At 60.9% G+C, this 18870-nt stretch carries 17 protein-coding genes; 7 read left to right on the forward strand and 10 right to left on the reverse strand.

Features of this window, described 5'->3' with window-relative positions; all coding sequences use genetic code 11:
* Positions 1–3: 3 nt before the first annotated feature.
* The gene (locus AC0R79_RS18885; RefSeq protein ID WP_007958823.1) at positions 4–867 is read left to right on the forward strand and encodes a universal stress protein; all 864 of its coding nucleotides are present in this window, start codon (positions 4–6) and stop codon (positions 865–867) included.
* 45 nt (positions 868–912) lie between these two features.
* Here AC0R79_RS18885 and AC0R79_RS18890 read toward each other — a convergent pair whose 3' ends face one another.
* The gene (locus AC0R79_RS18890) at positions 913–1383 is read right to left on the reverse strand and encodes a DUF1289 domain-containing protein (RefSeq protein WP_039767141.1); all 471 of its coding nucleotides are present in this window, start codon (positions 1381–1383) and stop codon (positions 913–915) included.
* A gap of 469 nt (positions 1384–1852) precedes the next feature.
* Between AC0R79_RS18890 and acnB the strand changes: the two genes are divergently transcribed.
* The gene (gene acnB, locus AC0R79_RS18895; protein ID WP_474735147.1) at positions 1853–4462 is read left to right on the forward strand and encodes a bifunctional aconitate hydratase 2/2-methylisocitrate dehydratase; all 2610 of its coding nucleotides are present in this window, start codon (positions 1853–1855) and stop codon (positions 4460–4462) included.
* 237 nt (positions 4463–4699) lie between these two features.
* Here the strand turns inward: acnB and AC0R79_RS18900 are convergent, their stop codons facing one another.
* The 3 genes from AC0R79_RS18900 to AC0R79_RS18910 form a co-directional block, all read right to left on the reverse strand.
* Positions 4700–5980 carry an HAAAP family serine/threonine permease gene (locus AC0R79_RS18900; RefSeq protein ID WP_039767145.1) on the reverse strand — a complete coding sequence of 427 codons (1281 nt, stop codon included), beginning with the start codon at positions 5978–5980 and terminating at the stop codon, positions 4700–4702.
* A 255-nt stretch (positions 5981–6235) separates the two neighbouring features.
* Entirely contained in the window at positions 6236–6406 is a 171-nt protein-coding gene (locus AC0R79_RS18905; protein ID WP_007958834.1) for a hypothetical protein, read from the reverse strand.
* A 48-nt stretch (positions 6407–6454) separates the two neighbouring features.
* Positions 6455–6649 (reverse strand): hypothetical protein, encoded by a 195-nt coding sequence (locus AC0R79_RS18910; protein WP_007958836.1) that lies wholly within the window; start codon positions 6647–6649, stop codon positions 6455–6457.
* Positions 6650–6922: 273 nt separating this feature from the next.
* Here AC0R79_RS18910 and AC0R79_RS18915 point away from each other — a divergent pair, with 273 nt between their 5' ends.
* The 4 genes from AC0R79_RS18915 to AC0R79_RS18930 all read left to right on the forward strand — a co-directional run bounded on the left by AC0R79_RS18915 (position 6923) and on the right by AC0R79_RS18930 (position 10586).
* On the forward strand, positions 6923–7306 hold the full coding sequence (locus tag AC0R79_RS18915) for a tautomerase family protein (protein ID WP_474731225.1): 384 nt from the start codon (positions 6923–6925) through the stop codon (positions 7304–7306).
* A 171-nt stretch (positions 7307–7477) separates the two neighbouring features.
* Complete coding sequence (locus AC0R79_RS18920; RefSeq protein ID WP_127798532.1) at positions 7478–8446, forward strand: 2-hydroxyacid dehydrogenase; 969 nt, start codon at positions 7478–7480, stop codon at positions 8444–8446.
* A 266-nt stretch (positions 8447–8712) separates the two neighbouring features.
* Positions 8713–9780 carry a phosphotransferase family protein gene (locus AC0R79_RS18925; protein ID WP_474731227.1) on the forward strand — a complete coding sequence of 356 codons (1068 nt, stop codon included), beginning with the start codon at positions 8713–8715 and terminating at the stop codon, positions 9778–9780.
* Positions 9781–9818: 38 nt separating this feature from the next.
* Positions 9819–10586 carry an SDR family oxidoreductase gene (locus AC0R79_RS18930; protein WP_085687598.1) on the forward strand — a complete coding sequence of 256 codons (768 nt, stop codon included), beginning with the start codon at positions 9819–9821 and terminating at the stop codon, positions 10584–10586.
* Between the two features lie 45 nt (positions 10587–10631).
* Here AC0R79_RS18930 and AC0R79_RS18935 read toward each other — a convergent pair whose 3' ends face one another.
* The 6 genes from AC0R79_RS18935 to AC0R79_RS18960 form a co-directional block, all read right to left on the reverse strand.
* On the reverse strand, positions 10632–11285 hold the full coding sequence (locus tag AC0R79_RS18935) for a trimeric intracellular cation channel family protein (protein ID WP_474731229.1): 654 nt from the start codon (positions 11283–11285) through the stop codon (positions 10632–10634).
* A gap of 887 nt (positions 11286–12172) precedes the next feature.
* Positions 12173–12415 (reverse strand): DUF1652 domain-containing protein, encoded by a 243-nt coding sequence (locus tag AC0R79_RS18940; protein ID WP_127798536.1) that lies wholly within the window; start codon positions 12413–12415, stop codon positions 12173–12175.
* A gap of 179 nt (positions 12416–12594) precedes the next feature.
* The gene (locus AC0R79_RS18945; protein ID WP_474731231.1) at positions 12595–14085 is read right to left on the reverse strand and encodes a helix-turn-helix transcriptional regulator; all 1491 of its coding nucleotides are present in this window, start codon (positions 14083–14085) and stop codon (positions 12595–12597) included.
* Positions 14086–14162: 77 nt separating this feature from the next.
* Positions 14163–15053 (reverse strand): LysR family transcriptional regulator, encoded by an 891-nt coding sequence (locus AC0R79_RS18950; RefSeq protein WP_011334794.1) that lies wholly within the window; start codon positions 15051–15053, stop codon positions 14163–14165.
* A 6-nt stretch (positions 15054–15059) separates the two neighbouring features.
* Positions 15060–17267, reverse strand: a complete 2208-nt coding sequence (locus AC0R79_RS18955) for a xanthine dehydrogenase family protein molybdopterin-binding subunit (protein ID WP_474731234.1) — start codon at positions 17265–17267, stop codon at positions 15060–15062.
* Positions 17267–17731 carry a (2Fe-2S)-binding protein gene (locus AC0R79_RS18960; RefSeq protein WP_085602752.1) on the reverse strand — a complete coding sequence of 155 codons (465 nt, stop codon included), beginning with the start codon at positions 17729–17731 and terminating at the stop codon, positions 17267–17269. Before AC0R79_RS18960 ends, AC0R79_RS18955 begins: the two co-directional genes overlap by 1 nt.
* A 118-nt stretch (positions 17732–17849) precedes the next feature.
* On the opposite strand from AC0R79_RS18960, the gene AC0R79_RS18965 reads away from it, so the two are divergent.
* Positions 17850–18740, forward strand: coding sequence for a LysR substrate-binding domain-containing protein (locus AC0R79_RS18965; protein ID WP_474731237.1), 891 nt, complete (start codon positions 17850–17852; stop codon positions 18738–18740).
* The last annotated feature ends 130 nt before the right edge of the window (positions 18741–18870 follow it).

Here is an 18870-nt window from a genome sequence, read left to right on the forward strand (position 1 = left end):
CTCATGCAAGCCATTCGCAGCATTCTGGTGGTCATCGAACCCGAACACGCGGAAAGCCTGGCGCTCAAGCGCGCCAAGCTGATCGCCGGGGTGACCCAAGCCCATCTGCACCTGCTGGTCTGCGACAAGAAGCACGATCACGCCGGCATGCTCAGCGTGCTCAAGGCCGCGCTGCTGGCGGACGGCTACAGCGTCACCACCGAGCAGGCGTGGAACGAGAGCCTGCACGAAACCATCATCGACGTGCAGCAGGCCGAGGGCTGCGGACTGGTGATCAAGCAGCACTTCCCCGACAGCTCGCTGAAAAAGGCCCTGCTGACCCCGGCGGACTGGAAACTGCTGCGCCACTGCCCTACCCCGGTGCTGCTGGTGAAAACCGCCGGCTCATGGAAGGACAAGGTGATTCTGGCGGCGGTCGACGTGGGCAATGCCGATGGCGAGCACCGTCACCTGCATACCACCATCATCGACCATGGCTTCGACATCGCCAGCCTGGCCAAGGGGCATCTGCACGTGATTACCGCTCATCCGTCGCCGATGTTGTCGGCGGCCGACCCGACCTTCCAGCTCAAGGAAACCATCGAGGCGCGCTATCGCGAGCAATGCCGGGCGTTTCAGGCTGAATTCGACATCGATGACGCTCACCTGCACGTCGAGGAAGGCCCGGCGGATGTGCTGATTCCGTTCATGGCGCACAAGCTGCAGGCGGCGGTGACGGTGATTGGCACCGTGGCGCGCAGCGGGGTATCCGGTGCGCTGATCGGCAATACGGCCGAACAGGTGCTGGATCAATTGGAGAGTGATGTGCTGGTGCTCAAACCCCAAGAGGTTGAAGACCATTTGGTCGAGTTAGCGGTGAAGCATTAAGTATTGTTGTGATCCTGTGGCGAGCGTGTTCGCCACAGGTAATGCTCAGTCGCCGAGGGCATCCTTGAGGAAACCGGGCGCGATGTAGCGCTGATAGTGCGCTTCCGACAGCAGGAAAAATTCCCGATCAATGGCATCGCGCAGTTCCGGCAGGTTCCAGTCGCGAAACTCCGGCAGCAGCACCATCCCGTAGGCTTCCAGATTAATGATCACCCGCGCGCCCCGGGCGATCAGCTGATAGGCCCAGCAATATTCCGACTGATGCGGCACGAAGCGGATCTTGCGCTGTTCCAGTTGCAGGCGCAGACGCGCCGGATCGAAGACCTCGACCTTGCTGGCCATCACTTGTGACAGCAATTGCTCGAGACGCAGCCAGACCGCACGCTTTTCTTCCTCGTTGTAACCGTTCCAGTGGATCACTTCGTGGTGGAAACGCTTGCAGCCACGGCACACCAGATCACCGTAAACGGTGGAGCAGAGGCCGACGCAGGGGGTCTTGATGGTCTGATTGGGCATAGAATGGGCAAAACACTTGAAACGCGGAACAGGTCGGCATGTTAGCCCTTTGTCCGGCATTCATCACCCCTCAAACGTCAGGGACAAGCGCTGGATCAAGGTTTGCCCCAGCCGCGCACAACGCAACCAAAGTCCAATAGAGCGCGACTTACCTTTAAATTTTTTTTGCCGTAGAATCAGCCAGCCTTTTTAGGCGCCAATGTCCGTTAGAAGCTGTTTTCAAAGCGTCACGAGCACAGTCGTTCCTTCAGAGCGGTGTTGGCGTAAGGTTTTTCCAGCGGGGAAAAGCCAAACGCCAACCCTCATCAGCTCCCCGTTCTGCAGGCGTAAAACTTTGAAAGCAGCTTCTGTAAGGAATTGCCGGTAATTCTGGCCGAACGACCCACAACGTCGTGAGGAGCATGAGTACGGCAATTTCGGGATGAGCGTCCCGGACACCCATTTGGGACCACTGATGAGGGTAATAACTGTGCTTGAAGCCTACCGCAAACATATCGAAGAGCGTGCAGCCCTGGGTATCGTTCCCCAGCCGCTTAACGCCGAACAAACTGCAGGCCTGGTCGAGCTGCTGAAGAATCCTCCGGCTGGCGAAGAAGCTTTCCTCGTTGACCTGATCACCAATCGCGTACCACCAGGAGTGGACGAAGCCGCCTACGTCAAGGCCGGTTTCCTCTCCGCACTGGCCAAGGGCGAAGTCTCCTCCCCTCTGCTGGACAAGAAGCGCGCTGTAGAACTGCTCGGCACGATGCAGGGCGGCTACAACATCGTGACCCTGGTTGAACTGCTGGACGACGCCGAGCTGGCGCCAGTGGCCGCCGAAGAACTCAAGCACACCCTGCTGATGTTCGATGCCTTCCACGACGTGGCTGAAAAAGCCAAGAACGGCAACGTTCACGCCAAGGCCGTGCTGCAATCCTGGGCTGACGGCGAGTGGTTCAAGAAGCGCCCTGTGCTGGCCGACAAGATCAGCCTGCGCGTCTTCAAGGTGACTGGCGAAACCAACACCGACGACCTGTCCCCTGCTCCAGACGCCTGGTCGCGTCCTGACATCCCGCTGCACGCCCTGGCCATGCTGAAAATGGCCCGTGACGGCATCGTTCCGGACGAGCAAGGCAAGACCGGCCCGATGAAGCAGATCGAAGAAATGCGCGGCCAGGGCTTCCCTATCGCCTACGTCGGTGACGTGGTCGGTACCGGTTCCTCGCGTAAATCGGCGACCAACTCGGTTCTGTGGTTCTTCGGCGACGACATCCCTTACGTGCCGAACAAGCGCGCTGGCGGTTTCTGCTTCGGCAGCAAAATCGCTCCGATCTTCTACAACACCATGGAAGATGCCGGCGCACTGCCAATCGAGTTCGACGTATCGAACATGAACATGGGCGACGTGATCGACCTGTACCCGCACGCTGGCAAAGTCTGCAAGCACGGTACCGACGAAGTCATCACCACCTTCGAAATGAAGACCCCGGTCCTGCTGGACGAAGTCCGCGCCGGCGGCCGTATCCCGCTGATCATCGGCCGTGGCCTGACCGAGAAGGCTCGCGCCGAACTGGGCCTGCCTGCGTTCGACCTGTTCAAGAAGCCGGAAGCACCGGCTGAAAGCACCAAGGGCTTCACCCTGGCGCAGAAAATGGTCGGCAAGGCTTGCGGTCTGGCAGAAGGCAGAGGCGTTCGTCCTGGCACCTACTGCGAACCGAAGATGACCACCGTAGGTTCTCAGGACACCACCGGTCCAATGACCCGTGACGAACTGAAAGACCTGGCGTGCCTGGGCTTCTCCGCTGATCTGGTGATGCAGTCCTTCTGCCACACCGCGGCTTATCCAAAGCCGATCGACGTGACAACCCACCACACCCTGCCTGACTTCATCATGACCCGCGGCGGTGTTTCCCTGCGTCCGGGCGACGGCATCATCCACTCGTGGCTGAACCGCATGCTGCTGCCGGACACCGTCGGTACCGGTGGTGACTCGCACACCCGTTTCCCGATGGGCATCTCGTTCCCGGCCGGTTCCGGTCTGGTCGCGTTCGCCGCTGCCACCGGCGTCATGCCGCTGGACATGCCGGAATCGATCCTGGTGCGCTTCAAAGGCAAAATGAAACCTGGCATCACCCTGCGTGACCTGGTTCATGCCATTCCTTACTTCGCCATCCAGAACGGTCTGCTGACCGTCGAGAAGAAAGGCAAGAAAAACGCCTTCTCCGGCCGCATCCTGGAAATCGAAGGCCTGGAAGGTCTGACCCTGGAACAGGCGTTCGAACTGTCCGACGCCTCGGCCGAACGTTCGGCTGCCGGTTGCACCATCAAGCTGTCGAAAGAGTCGATCACCGAGTACCTGCAGTCCAACGTCACCCTGCTGCGCTGGATGATCGGCGAAGGCTACGGCGACGCGCGTACCCTGGAGCGTCGTGCCCAAGCGATGGAAGCCTGGATCGCCAACCCGCAACTGATGGAAGCCGATGCCGACGCCGAATACGCCGAAGTCATCGAAATCGATCTGGCCGACATCAGCGAGCCTGTACTGTGCGCGCCGAACGACCCGGACGACGCCCGTCTGCTGTCCAGCGTTGCTGGCGAGAAGATCGACGAAGTGTTCATCGGTTCGTGCATGACCAACATCGGTCACTTCCGCGCTGCCGGTAAACTGCTGGATCAGGTCAAGGGTCAGCTGCCAACCCGTCTGTGGCTGTCGCCGCCGACCAAGATGGACGCTCACCAACTGACCGAAGAAGGCTACTACGGCATCTACGGCAAGGCCGGCGCCCGCATGGAAATGCCAGGCTGCTCGCTGTGCATGGGTAACCAGGCACGCGTTGAGCCGAACAGCACCGTGGTGTCGACTTCGACCCGTAACTTCCCGAACCGTCTGGGCGACGGCGCGAACGTCTACCTGGCCTCGGCTGAGCTGGCGTCCGTTGCTTCGATCCTGGGTCGCCTGCCGACCGTCGAGGAGTACATGGAATACGCTGGCAAGATCGACAGCATGGCGGCCGACGTTTACCGCTACCTGTCCTTCGACCAGATTGCCGAGTTCCGTGAAGCTGCTGCGAACGCCAAGATCCCTGTCGTTCAAGCCTAACGCTGCAACGCAATGAAGAACGCCGCCCATCGCGAGATGTGCGGCGTTTTTTTATGCCTCCGCGTTGATCGTTCCCACGCTCTGCGTCCTGAACCGTGACGCAGAGCGTCACAAGAGGCATTCCCACGCAGAGCGTGGGAACGATCAATCAATGCTGTGCAGGCACAAAAAAGGCCGACCTGCGAGGCAGATCGGCCTTTCTGTTTCACAAGATCAAACGGGATCTTGTGCTGGATCTCAAGCAGTCAGCGAGTAGATCAACGCCGAAATCGCCACCAGCCCCACTGCGGTGACAAACACGTTCGACATCTGCCCACGATAACGGGCCATCGCCGGCACTTTACGGATCGCGTACATCGGCATCAGGAACAGGATCGCCGCGATGACCGGGCCACCGATGGTTTCGATCATGCCGAGGATGCTCGGGTTCAGGGTCGCCACGATCCAGCACACCACCAGCATGAACGCCGCCACGATGCGGTCCAGGGCCTTGGCGCCCGGACGCTTGCCGCTTTTGACGATCAAGCCTTTCAGGCCTTCGCTGGCACCGATGTAGTGACCGAGGAACGACTTGGAGATGGCCACGAACGCAATCAGCGGCGCCGCGAACGCGATGGTCGGGTTGCTGAAGTGGTTGGCCAGGTACGACAGGATCGACAGGTTCTGCGCCTTGGCTTCAGCCAGTTGCTCCGGCGACAGGGTCAGTACGCAGCTGAACACGAAGAACAGCACCATTACCACCATCAGCAGATGGGCGCGGGACAGTATCTGCGAGCTACGCTCGTCGGCGTGGACGCCGTAACGACGCTTCTGGTCCACCGCAAACGCCGAGATGATCGGCGAGTGGTTGAACGAGAACACCATCACCGGAATCGCCAGCCACAGCGTGTGCAGCAGCGCCGACGGTGCCGGCACTTGCGAAGCGGTGGTCAGGATGCCGCCGTTCCAGTGCGGAATCAGGTACACCGCCAGGAACAGCAGCGCGACGATGAACGGATACACCATCAGGCTCATGGCCTTGACGATCACTTGCTCGCCGCAGCGCACCACGGCCAGCAGGCCGAGGATCAGCACGAACGACAGCAGCGCGCGCGGTGGCGGCGTGATGTGCAGTTGGTGCTCGAGGAAACTGGCGACGGTGTTGGTCAGGCCGACGCTGTAGATCAGCAGGATCGGGAAGATCGCGAAGAAGTACAGCAGAGTGATCAGCGCGCCGGCCTTGATGCCGAAATGCTGTTCCACCACGTCGGTGATGTCGGCGCCTTCGCGACCGGAAAGCACGAAGCGGGTCAGGCCGCGGTGTGCGTAGAACGTCATCGGGAAGGCCAGCAGCGCGAGGATCACCAGCGGCCAGAAGCCACCCAGACCTGCGTTGATCGGCAAAAACAGGGTACCGGCGCCGATGGCCGTCCCAAACAGTCCCAACATCCAGGTAGTGTCATGGCGATTCCAGCTCGACAGTTCGGCTGGTGCTGCCGCTTCAAAGCGTTGTTCGACGCTATTGGCCTGATCATTCATCCGGTCGGATCTCCGCATTCCGGTCACTTGCCACTCGGTCAGGACGCGTCGGAAAAAACCGACAGACATGCTCCGGCCGAAACAGGGGCGCGATTCTCCGCGATAAATGAGCAGAAGCAAAGACTTAGCTGAGGAATGGTTGTACGGAGCAGATCGGAGGCTTGTCGCTTTTGGGAAAAATACTGTCGGCGCCAGATACGCGACATGTCGTTTTATGACATGCACCGGCGCCGAATAAGCCATGGGAAAGCCCGATCAGATCGATCGGGCCAATATGAAGCCGAGGAACATGCAAAAGATGCCCAGACCCATCAACCCCCAGATCGGGCGCATTTCTTTCCTGTCTTTGATACGTATTTTTTCGGCCCACTCATCGTGTTCCCGTTCCAGTTGTTCCATTCTGGCTTTGGCGTCATAGGTGCTCATGTTGATTTCCTTTTGGGTCATGTGTCTGAAGATTGCGAAAACGAACGCTCAAAACTTGAAAAAGACGCCTGCCAATGCCGCGCTTGCCGTCAACACGCCGGCCACCACCGCAACTGGATAAAAATACGTCTCCCACTTCAGCTTCTTCTGTTCCGCCATAAGCTTCTGCCGCTCAGCTATCAGTTTTCGCGTTTCGTTATGCAGCCTGTCGAGTTCCAGGTTTTCGCGGTTGTTCTGAAGCATTGGCCTTCCTTGGCTGATGGCAATTTCCGTCCGGATTACTGCTTCGTCATGAAGAACACATCCCGTCCTGCTCTCTATAATTCCGCGCTTCTCACCCCGCCGTATAGCGGATGAATCCGGCAGCACTCGTAGGCAACATCCGTAAATCCCGCAGGACGGTGCGTCCATTTCCTAACGTTTTTAAACAACCTCACCGACTGGCATTTTTCGGCTATACCCAATGGCGAATTGACTGACATCCCCGTCCAGTCCCCTCACCTGTGGAGCCATCCCATGCCTCTCGTCCGCGTCGACATCAAGAAAAACCCGGACCCGACGTTCGCCAAACGCATTGGCGAAGTGATCTACGCCGCCCTGCGCAGCGAGATCAATGTGCCGGAACACGACAATTTCCAGGTGCTGGCCGAGCACGACGACCAGCACTTCGTCTATGACCCGCAATACCTGGGAATCCAGCGCAGCGACGGCATCGTGTTCATCCAGCTGACCATCAGCGAAGGCCGCACCATGGAGATGAAACAACGGCTGTTCCAGACCATCGCGCGCAACCTGAACCAGCAACTGGCCGTGCGTCAGGAAGACGTGTTCATCAATCTGGTGGAAGTGAAAAAAGAGAACTGGTCATTCGGCAACGGCATCGCCCAGTACGTGACCTGATCCTGTGACCGCCAGCGCCGACATCACCTTCTGACGAAGCACCCGCGCGCTCCCCGCATCAGCTCCTACACTGCCTGATGCGGGGCCGTGCCAGCCATTGCCAAACCGCTCTGGAATCAGCACTCTGAACCGACTTTTGCGCCCAAGACAGACGATCACAGGAGCCGAGCAATGCCCGCCACCGTTCTGGTACTGGTTGAAACCATCAATGACTATTTGCCGATCCTCGAACGTCAGGGTTTTCACCTGATTCTCGCGCCGACCCCTGCCGAGCGCGCGCAAGCCATCGCCACCCACGGGGCACGGATCGACGCGGTGCTGACCCGTGGCCCGCTGGGTTTATATGCTGAAGAGATCGCGGCCTTGCCCGCGCTGAAAATCATCTGCGTGATCGGCGCCGGTTACGAGCAGGTCGACCTGCAAGCTGCCAGCGACCGTGGCCTGACCGTGACCAACGGCGCCGGCGTCAACGCTTCATCGGTGGCCGACCACGCCATGGCGATGCTGCTGGCGCTGGTGCGTGACATTCCGCGCTGCGATGCCGCCGTGCGTCGGGGCGAGTGGCCGAAAATCATGCGCCCGTCGCTGGCCGGCAAGCGCCTGGGGATTCTCGGGCTGGGCGCGGTGGGGATGGCGATTGCCAAACGCGCCGGTCTGGGCTTTGACATGGAGATCAGTTACCACAACCGTCAGGTGCGCAGTGACGTGCCTTACGCATTCTGCTCGACCCCGACCGAACTGGCCCGGGCCTCGGACTTTCTGGTGGTCGCCACGCCCGGCGGCATCGGCAGCCAGCATCTGGTGACCCGTCCGGTGCTCGATGCTCTGGGGCCCAACGGTTTTATCGTCAACATTGCCCGCGCCAGCGTGATCGCCACTGCCGACCTGATCAGCGCTCTGGAACAACGGCGAATCGCCGGGGCGGCACTGGATGTGTTCGATCACGAGCCACAAGTACCCGATGCGCTGAAGGGCCTGAGCAATGTGCTTCTGACCCCGCACGTTGCCGGGCTGTCACCGGAAGCTACTCAAGGCACCGTGGAGCTGGTGGGCAAGAATCTGGTGGCGTTTTTCTCCGGCGAACCGGTACTGACACCGCTGCAACTGCCGCCGAAACTCAACAACCAGCGCGTGCACTAAAGCACTCCGAGCAAGGTCCACTGGCGCCGGCCGCGCATTGCAAGGCGGCGCCGGCACAGACTTTCGTGCAGCCTGTTTCCAGGCTCATTTCTGAACAAGGCATTCGCGCTAATCCTTAGTCGCCAGCGGCCCTCCGTGCCCATTCCCAAAGGTGATTATCGTCCAACACGCTAACCTATAAGACCGAACCGCGCTTGTGACGACCCGAGCGCGCCATTAGATTAGCCAATGATGTCTGGCCTCCAAAATAAGCAGAAGGGATAAGCATGGCGCTTACTGACCAGTCCACCCGTATCCGCTCTGGCGAAGAACTCGATGCCAGACTGATCGATCCGTACCTCAAGGCGCACATTCCGGGCCTGACCGGCACGCCGCAGATCAGCCAGTTTCCCGGCGGCGCGTCGAACCTGACCTACCTGCTGGAATACCCGGACCAGGAATTCGTCCTGCGCCGTCCGCCGTTCGGCCACAAGGCCAAGTCCGCCCACGACATGGGCCGCGAATTCCGCATCCTCAACCAGTTGCGCGACGGTTTCCCGTATTGCCCGAAAGCCTACGTGCACTGCACCGACGACTCAGTGATCGGCGCCGAGTTCTACGTGATGGAACGGGTCAAGGGAATCATCCTGCGCTCGGACCTGCCGCCGGAACTGGGCCTGGATTCGGCGAAAACCGAAGCCCTGTGCAAGAGCTTCATCGATCGTTTCGTCGAACTGCACCGCGTCGATTACAACGCCTGCGGCCTCGGCGATCTGGGCAAGCCTGAAGGCTACGTCGCCCGCCAGATCAAAGGCTGGAGCGAGCGCTACGAAAAAGCCCTGACCCCGGACGCACCGCACTGGGAAAAGGTCAAAGCCTGGCTCAACGACAAGATGCCGGCCGATCACCCGACCTCCAGCATCGTCCACAACGACTACCGCTTCGACAACGTCATCCTCGACCCGAACAACCCGATGCAGATCATCGGCGTGCTCGACTGGGAACTGACCACCCTCGGCGATCCGCTGATGGACCTGGGCAACACCCTCGCCTACTGGATCCAGGCCGACGACCCGGCACCGGTGCAGCTGATGCGCCGCCAGCCGAGCCACGCGCCGGGCATGCTGACCCGCCGCGAATTCGTCGACTACTACGCCGAGCGTTCGGGCATCCAGATCGACAATTTCGACTTCTACTACACCTACGGCCTGTTCCGCCTGGCCGGCATCGTGCAGCAGATCTACTACCGCTTCTTCCATGGCCAGACCCAGGACAAACGCTTTGCGCAGTTCATTCACATGAACAAACTGCTGGAGCAGATGAGCCTGCAGGTCATTGCCAAATCCAGCCTCTGATGACGGCGTTATAACAAGGCTTACTACAAGGGAATCCCATGTCCAAGACTCAGTTGTTCGACCTCGACGGCAAGATCGCTTTCGTCTCCGGCGCCAGCCGCGGCATCGGTGAAGCCATCGCCAAACTGCTGGCCCAGCAAGGCGCCCACGTCATCGTTTCGAGCCGCAAACTCGAAGGCTGCCAGCACGTGGCCGACGCCATCATCGCCGCCGGCGGCAAGGCCACAGCGGTCGCCTGCCACATCGGTGAAATGGAACAGATCAGCCAGGTCTTCGCCGGGATCAAGGAACAGTTCGGGCGCCTGGACATCCTGGTCAACAACGCCGCGACCAACCCACAGTTCTGCAACGTGCTGGACACCGACCTCGGCGCCTTCCAGAAAACCGTCGACGTGAACATCCGCGGCTACTTCTTCATGTCGGTGGAAGCCGGCAAGCTGATGCGCGAAAACGGCGGCGGCAGCATCATCAACGTGGCGTCGATCAACGGCATTTCGCCGGGGATCTTCCAGGGCATCTACTCGGTGACCAAAGCCGCCGTGATCAACATGACCAAAGTCTTTGCCAAGGAATGCGCGCAGTTCGGCATCCGCTGCAACGCCCTGCTGCCAGGCCTGACCGACACCAAATTCGCCTCGGCCCTGGTGAAAAACGACGCGATCCTGAAGCAAGCCCTGACGCAGATCCCGCTCAAGCGCGTAGCCGACCCGAGCGAAATGGCCGGCGCCGTGCTGTACCTGGCGAGCGATGCCTCGAGCTACACCACCGGCGTATCGCTGAACGTGGACGGCGGTTTCCTGTCCTGATCCGCTTCTGACGCAAAACAAAAGGCAGCCCAAGGGCTGCCTTTTTCATGCCTCCAGAACCTTCGGCAACTGCCAGCCAAAATGCACCGACAACAACCGCAACAACAAACACGCCGCCCCCGCCAGCAACGCAGCCGCCACCGGCGGCACACCCAGCCTGCGCCCGACAATCAACACCGCCGCGCCGACAAACGCCGAACTGGCATACAAATCCGCCTGCAACACCACCGGCACCCGCGCCAGCACAATGTCACGCAATACCCCGCCACCGACCCCGGTAATCGTGCCCATCAGCATGGACACAAACGGCGAGATCCCGAAATTCAACGCCTTCTGCGCCCCGGCCACCGCAAACAACGCCAACCCCGCCGCATCCAGCACAATCAGCGTCGAACCGGACCAGCCCAGCACCAGCTCATGAAAAACAAACGCCACCCCGCCCATGGCAAACGCCAGCGCCGGATAACGCCAGTCCGCCACAGCCTTGGGCGGCGTCGCACCGATCAACAGATCACGCGTCACCCCGCCACCGAGTGCAACGATGAACGCAATCACCATCACCCCGAGCAGATCAAGCTGACTGCGCATCGCCGCAATCGCGCCTTCAACCGCAAACACCGCCGTGCCGACCAGATCGGCCACCAGCACAATCCACTCGACCCGCGCCTTCACAGGCGCCCGGTTTATTGAGTGACGCAACGGGTCTTGGTGATGTGTCGAGTCACTTGCCCGTCGGCATAGGCATCGCCGGCGACCTCGGTATTTTCCATGACCTGACAAGTCCGCTCAGGAGGCGGAGGCGGTGCTGCCGGCGGAGGGGGTGGAGGACTGGAGCAACCACTGAGCAGCACCAGACCGAAAGCCGACAACAACGAAAAACACACGCGTTTCCCAGGATTGTTCATAGGATGACCCGCGATGAATGGAAGAAAACTCCCGTCGCCGAGCAGGACAACGCCCGGTTATGGAAACCGAACCACTCATTCCTTATAGACCAGTGGGGGGTGAGTGCCAGTGAAATGGCTCGAACCGGCAGGATTTGCTGTCGATTTTCGGGATGAATCGATATCAATCGAACGAGCCAACTGATCCGCCGCCACCGCTGACAACCCAGTGCTCACCGGTGAACCCCGGATTGGGACGCAGAGCGTCCCGGGCTGCATTCCCACGCGGAGCGTGGGAACGATCAAAGAGCACACAAATCGGCCTTACGCCCCTCGCTCCTCACCACTCAAAACGATGAGCGTTAGCTCGAGTACCGCTTTTGATCGCAGGGCCCCTCGGCAGGCTGAGTGGAGGGATTGATCCGGGGGTGGGAGCGCAGCGACCGTTTGGCGAAGCCAAACACATCGAGAGGAGGTGCAGCGAAGCAAACCGTAGGCGATGCCCCCCGGATCAATCCCGGAGCGAAGGGACACCGAGCCAAAGCGAGGTGCCGAACGTCAGGGTAAAGCCTTTTCGGTTACCTTTTCGGCGTTTGGAAAAGGTGACTCGCCGTAAGGGCGAAACCGTCAGCGGCTGCCCCCGAAAAACCGAATATTCACCCAAACCGAACAAGAACCTGGTCGGCCCAAAGGCCGCCAAGTTCAACTGGGCGACCGCAAAGAATTACTCTCAAGCTCATACCGCAATTCATCAATCAAGGCATCCACCGCTTCCGGAGTACGCAAGGCACCAAGACTCAACCCACTAATCACCAGATCCACCCGCCCCGAAACCGGCTCATAAAGCTTCACAGTCAGCGAATGATCCCCATCCACCACACACTCACAAGCCAACGGCGAAAAACTACGCTCAAGCCGAGCCCGCAACTGCGCCAGATAAATCATCGCGCCAGCTCCGCACAACCAGACTCAACAACCAACAACACATTCATAAAGGGCTGATCCATTAGCAGGTTCCAAAAAGACACGATCACCAAAAAAATGCATCGCACCTCACCAGACTAAGAACACCCCGCCCGATCAAACACCCGAATTTGCACCCCATGAACTAGTGCATTTGCACCTTACCGCTGCCCCCGACCGCCCCCCGAAAACAACCCACGCTCCCGAGCCCAGACAATCGCCTCACTGCGACTGTGCACATCCAGCTTCGAATACACCGTCGCCACATGATTGCGCACCGTGTTCGGCGCCAGTTTCAACCGCGCAGCAATCTCCTTGTCCGCCAGCCCCTCACAGATCAGCCCCAGCACATCACGTTCGCGAGCCGTCAGATCAGTGAACGACACACTCGGCAGTTGCGGCGAATTGACCTTCTTCACATTGGCCAGTTTTTCGATCAGCGTTCGGCTGAACCACGACGCATCCTTCATCACCTCTTCAATCGCCGCCACCAGCTCAAGCTCGGTGCGCTTGCGCTCGGTGATGTCCATCAGCACCAGCAGATAGCACACCGCGTCCTGAATGTTGACGGTATCAGCGGACACCGCGCACTCCAGCAGCTCGGCGTCTTTCCTGCGGATCCGCATATCGACGCGATCAACCCGGCCGGTCTTCTCCAGCGCCGCCAGCAAGCGGGCGCGCTCCGCCGGTTCATCGATGAAGTCCAGTTGCGCGACGGTCTTGCCGAGCACGTCGTCGCTCTCGTAAGCGAGGGTATCGAGAAAGGCCTGATTGACGTCGATCAGCCGCTGCGCGTCGGCGCTGCAAATCAGGATCGGCACCGGCGTCAGGCGAAAGGCCTTGGCGAATCGTTCCTCACTTTGGCGCAGCGCAACTTCGGCCTTATGCCGAGGCTCCATGTCGACAAAGGAAAACAGCATGCAGTCCTCGTCATTGAGCACCAGCGGCTGCCCCGCGACGATCACCTGTTTGCTACCGCCGTCCGGCAAGCGCAATTCGGCCTGCATCTGCGGAATGGTCGCGACATCGCGCAGGCGCTGGATCGCCAGGTCCTTGCGCTCGGCCTGTTCGAGAATATCCAGCTCATAGGTCGAGGCGCCGATCACTTGATCGCGGGTGTAGCCAGTCATCTCCAGGAACCCCGGATTGACCTTGATATAACGCAAGTCGCTGAGACGGCAGATCACCGCCGGGGCCGGGTTGGCATTGAAGGTTTTTTCGAAGCGCTGTTCGGCGTTGGCCCAGTCGGTGACGTCGCTCATGATCAGCACCAGCGACTCGATGTCGCCATCGCGATCGGTCAACACCATGCTGCGCACGCTGTGCACCCAGGTGCGTTCCTCGTCATTGTGTGGGGTGACTTCGACCAACACGTCGCTGAAGGTTTCGCCGGTGGCTACGCGACTGATGGGGTATTGCTCCGGGGTCAGCGTGTGATTGTTGCGATAGCGCAGGTTGAAGCGCTCGACGTATTCCCCGGCGTTGTTGCCCAGCTCGCCGATCCGGCTGACGCCATGCATCGCCAGCGCGGCTTCGTTGGCCCAGAGAATCGTCTGGTCGAGTTCCAGCAGAATCACCCCGTCGGACAGCCCGGCGATGATCTGCTGCAACTGACGGCGATTGGTTTCGGTGGTCAGGACGTCCCGGCTCATTGGTTCTCCACAAGTTCGCGCATGTGAAGTTTACGACCGCAGGCCGTTGTGATCGTGCCGGGCAACTTTGTCTCTGATTACCGCGATGAGTGATCGACCAGCTCGCGCAGCGTATCGAGAAACAACTTGAGCACCGGCGAGGCATCGTCGGCCCGATACGTCGCGTACAGCGGCACTTGCGGCAGCGCCGGGGTCAGGCGCCGGAACACCAGTCCGGCGGGAGCCAACTGCTCGATTGATGCGGGTAACAGCGCCACGCCAAACCCGGCGCGAACCAGACTGAGCAAGGTCTGCACCTCGATCACCTGCTGGCGGATCTGCGGGGTGAACCCGGCCTGAATGCAGCACTGATAGAGAAAATTGGCGAACCGCGACTGTTTCAATTCCAGCGCCACAAACGGCTCCTGCGCCAGATCAGCCGGCGCCAGCACCTCGCGCCGGGCCAACGGGTGATCCTGCGGCATCACCACATGGATCGGCTCATGGATCAGCAATTCATTGCGCAATTGCGGGTCGTCATAACCGACGCGGAACACGCAGGCGTCGATGCGTTTCTCCTTCAACGCCTTGACCTGCGCTGCCGGAGTCATTTCATGCAGACGCCAGGTCACCTGCGGATAGCGTTCGCGAAACAGGTGCAGCGCCTTGGGCAGCACGCCGACCATCACCGAACTGATCATGCCGATTTCCAGCTCACCGAGCTGCCCGCGCCCGGTCTGGCGGGTCAGGTCCAGCGCCCGTTCGAGTTGCTCGAACACCAGCGGCGCCTGCTCCTTGAGCATCTGCCCCGCCGCTGTCAGCTCGACCCGGTGATGGCTGCGCTCGAACAGCGGCGTGCCGAGTTCTTCCTCCAGCAAACGGATCTGCTGGCTCAGCGGCGGCTGGCAAATGTGCAGCCGCTCGGCGGCGCGGCCGAAGTGCAGCTCATCGGCCAGCGCCATGAAGTACCGCAGCAAACGCAGGTCCATGGCGACTTACCCCAGGTTCAGTGGCGTGGAACGCTGACGCACCCCGGTGAGGCTGAACAGCGCATTGGCAATCGCCGGAACCACCGATGGACTGCCCAACTCTCCGACGCCACCCGGCTTGTCCGGTTGGCCATCGAGCACGAGAATGTCCACGGGAGGCATGTCCGACATGCGGGTGACGCGATAGTCGTGGAAATTGCTCTGCACCATCCTGCCCTGCTGGATGTCGAGACGATCGAATAGCGCGTGACCGAGGCCCCACATCAAACCGCCGTAAATCTGCTCCTCGACCCCGCCGGGCGACACCGCCAGACCGCAATCGACCACACAGGTCAGCTTCTCGACCCGGGCCTTGCCGTCGACTTTCGCGACCCGCGCCACCACGGCGATAAAACTGGTGTAGCCCTGATTGGTGGCGATTCCCAGCGCCGTATCCGGCGGCAGCTTCTGGCCCCAACCGGCGCGTTCGGCGGCCTGCTTTAGCACCGCCACATGCCGTGGCCGTTCCTGCATGTTGGCCAGCCGGAACGCCAGCGGATCTTCACCGGCCGCATGGGCCAGTTCATCCATGAAGCTTTCCACGGCGAACACGTTGGGAATGAAACTGACCGAGCGATACCAGCCGCTGGGCACGTTGCTTTCGTGCCTGACCCAGTTCAGTTCCAGGTGCGGCGGACGGTAGGCGAAGTCCCACGCGGTGATCGCTTCGGTGGTGCTGTAATCCATGTGATCCGGACGCTCGAAATAGCCCGGCTCCCACTGTTCCGGCGAGGCAGGCGACACCGCGTGCAGTTGCAACGCCGTGAGTTTGCCCTGGGCATCCAGTGCGCCTCTCGCCCGATGAAGGGTGGCCGGGTGATTGAACAGCGCGTGCATTTCGTCTTCGCGGCTGTTGAGCAGTTTCACCGGCACACCGGTTTTCTGCGCCAGATACGCGACCTCGAACAGCCAGTATTTGGCTTCCCGCGCACCGAAGCTGCCGCCGGACACCAGCTCATGGATGGTGACCTTTTCCTTGCCGATGCCGCACACGGTCTGCGCCGCTTCCAGCGCCGACGACGGCACCTGCACACCGCCCCAGTAGGTGATCGCCTGGTCCTTGACCTGCGCGGTGATGCAGATCGGTTCCAGCGGGTTTTGCACCTTGTAGGGCATCGTGTAATCGGCTTCGAGCAGCTTCGCCGCGCCCGGCCATTGCCCGGCGACATCGCCCTGGGCCATGGCTTTGACGGTTTGCGTTGCCGGGTCGCTGATCGCCGCGATCTGCGCTTTGCTCAGCTCGGTGCTGTCGAAACCGGCCAGCGGGGAATCGCTCCATTTGATCTCCAGCAACTGGCGTCCCTGCTGCGCGGCCCAGAACGTTTCGGCCAGCACCGCGACGCCTTCGAGGTTGCCACCCAGCACGTCCGGGCGGCCCGGAACCGCGATTACCTTGCGCACACCCGGCACCTGCAAGGCGGCCGCCGAATCCACCCCGACAACCTTGGCGCCCACCACCGGCGCACGCTGGATTACCGCCACCAGCATCCCCGGCAACTGCACGTCAATGCTGTACTTGAAGCGCCCACAGACCTTGGCCGCCGCATCGCGTTTGTGGCGCAACTTGCCGATGTATTTGAACTGCGCCGGATCCTTCAGCGTGACGTTGGCCGGTGCCGACAGATGCGCCGCCGCGCCGGCCAGTTCGCCGTAGCCGAGGCTGCGTTTGCTCGACGCATGCACGACCCGGCCCTCTTCGGTGGAGCAGCTGTCGGGGCTGACTTTCCACTGCTGCGCCGCCGCACTGATCAGTAGCGCGCGCGCCGTGGCACCTGCCATGCGCAGGCGATCGTACTCCAGAGAAACGCTGGTGCTGCCGCCGGTGGAGAAGACTTTCCAGACCGGATGAATGTAGGTTTCGAAAAACGGATCTTCCGGGGTGATGACCTGCACGGTCATCGGGTTTACGTCCAGTTCCTCGGCCACGCACGCGGCCAAAGCCGTCTGGGTGCCGGTGCCGGAATCGTGCTTGTGCACCACCAGTTTCACCGTGCCGTCGGGCAGCACGCGCACCCAGGCGTTGGGTTCGAATTCAGCGGCCGAGGTTTTCGGTTCAGTCGCCGCCGTACCGGAAGGCAGGTACAGCGCAATCGCCAGACCGGACGCCACCGTCACCGCCTGCTTGAGAAACACCCGGCGCGAGGGTTCATGAAGGGCTCCGTCGATGAGGCTCATCACGCCTCCTTCGGCGCATTCGCCGCACGCTTGATCGCCTTGTTGATCCGCCCGTAAGTACCGCAGCGGCAGATATTCCCGGACATGGCGTTGCGGATCGAGTCGTCGTTGACCGGCGCACCGGTGTTGAGCAGCGCGGCGGCGGACATGATCTGCCCGGATTGACAGTAGCCGCATTGCGGCACATCTTCGGCGACCCAGGCCAGTTGCAGCGGATGGTTTTCGCTGGGCGACAGGCCCTCGATGGTGGTGATGCTGTGGCCCGCGACGGCGGCCAGCGGCAACTGGCAGGAACGCACCGCGACGCCGTTCAGGTGCACGGTGCAGGCACCGCACAGGCCCATGCCGCAACCGAACTTGGTGCCGGTGAGTTTCAACTGATCACGCAACACCCATAACAAGGGCATGGAGGGGGACGCCTCATCCAGCTCGCGTCGTTCGCCGTTAACCGTGAATGCAATCATTGTCAGGCTCCAAAAGAGCAGCCCGTCTTTGTGCGGGCCTGGTGACCGATTATTGGAACCCCCGGCAACGCGCGGCCAGCGACGATTTCTGCCAACCGGTGTAAGCAGGACTAACAACATGTACAAGCGATACCCGTCGGTGCAGTCCATGAGCGCGTTCATCCACGCGGCGCGCAGCGGCAGTTTTTCCAGCGCCGCGCGCAAGCTCGACCTGACCCACAGCGCGATCAGCCAGCAGATCCGCGCCCTGGAAGACTTCATCGGCCAGCCGCTGTTCGTGCGCGAAGGCGGCGGCAGCAACCTGACCGACGCCGGGCAGCTGTTTGCCAGCGTGCTGTCGGATGGTCTGGCGCAGATTGATCGCGCGTTGTCCTCGGTGAAAAACCGCAGCGTGGCCCAGCGACTGACCCTGGATGTGGACAGTGAACTGGCGCAGAGCTGGCTCAATCCGCGCTTGCCGCAGTTGCTCGACGGCTTGCCGGATTACGAAGTGACAATCCTGTCGATGCCCCGCAGTGATCGCAGTACTTTCGAACGGGTGGACCTGTCGCTGCGCTATGGCTATGGCGATTGGGATGATTGCGAGATGACCCAGATTTGTGGGGATCGGGTGTTGGCGGTGGCGTCCCCGGCGTTGCTGGAGCGGCATGGATTGCAACTGCCGTTGAGCCCGGCGCAGATTCTTGAACTGCCACTGTTGGGGTATACGCGCAGGTCGTGGATTCCGTGGCTGGATGCGGCGGGGATGACACCGACCGAACCGCCGGCGCGGGTGATTTTTGATAATGCGGCGAATCTGATTGCGGCGGCCGAAGCGGGTGTCGGTGCGGGATTGGTACGGGGATTATTGGCTGCCGATGCGTTGCGCAGCGGGCGGCTGGTGGCGTTGAACGAGGCGCAGATTGCGGCGCATTACAATCTTTATGCGGTGTGGCCGCATGGGCAGGCTGAGCGGGTGGCACCTGTTGTCGAAGTGATCAAGCAGTTGGCCATGCAAACACTTCACTGACGCCATCGCTGGCAAGCCCATATCGAACAAGTATCACCACCCCACCCAATTAATATTGTACGAACCCTCCCCCGCCTTCCAATACTCGCCTCAAGCAACCACCCACCCGGGCCGGATGCGAACAGGCGAG

Source organism: Pseudomonas sp. HD57-3, from assembly GCF_056113135.1.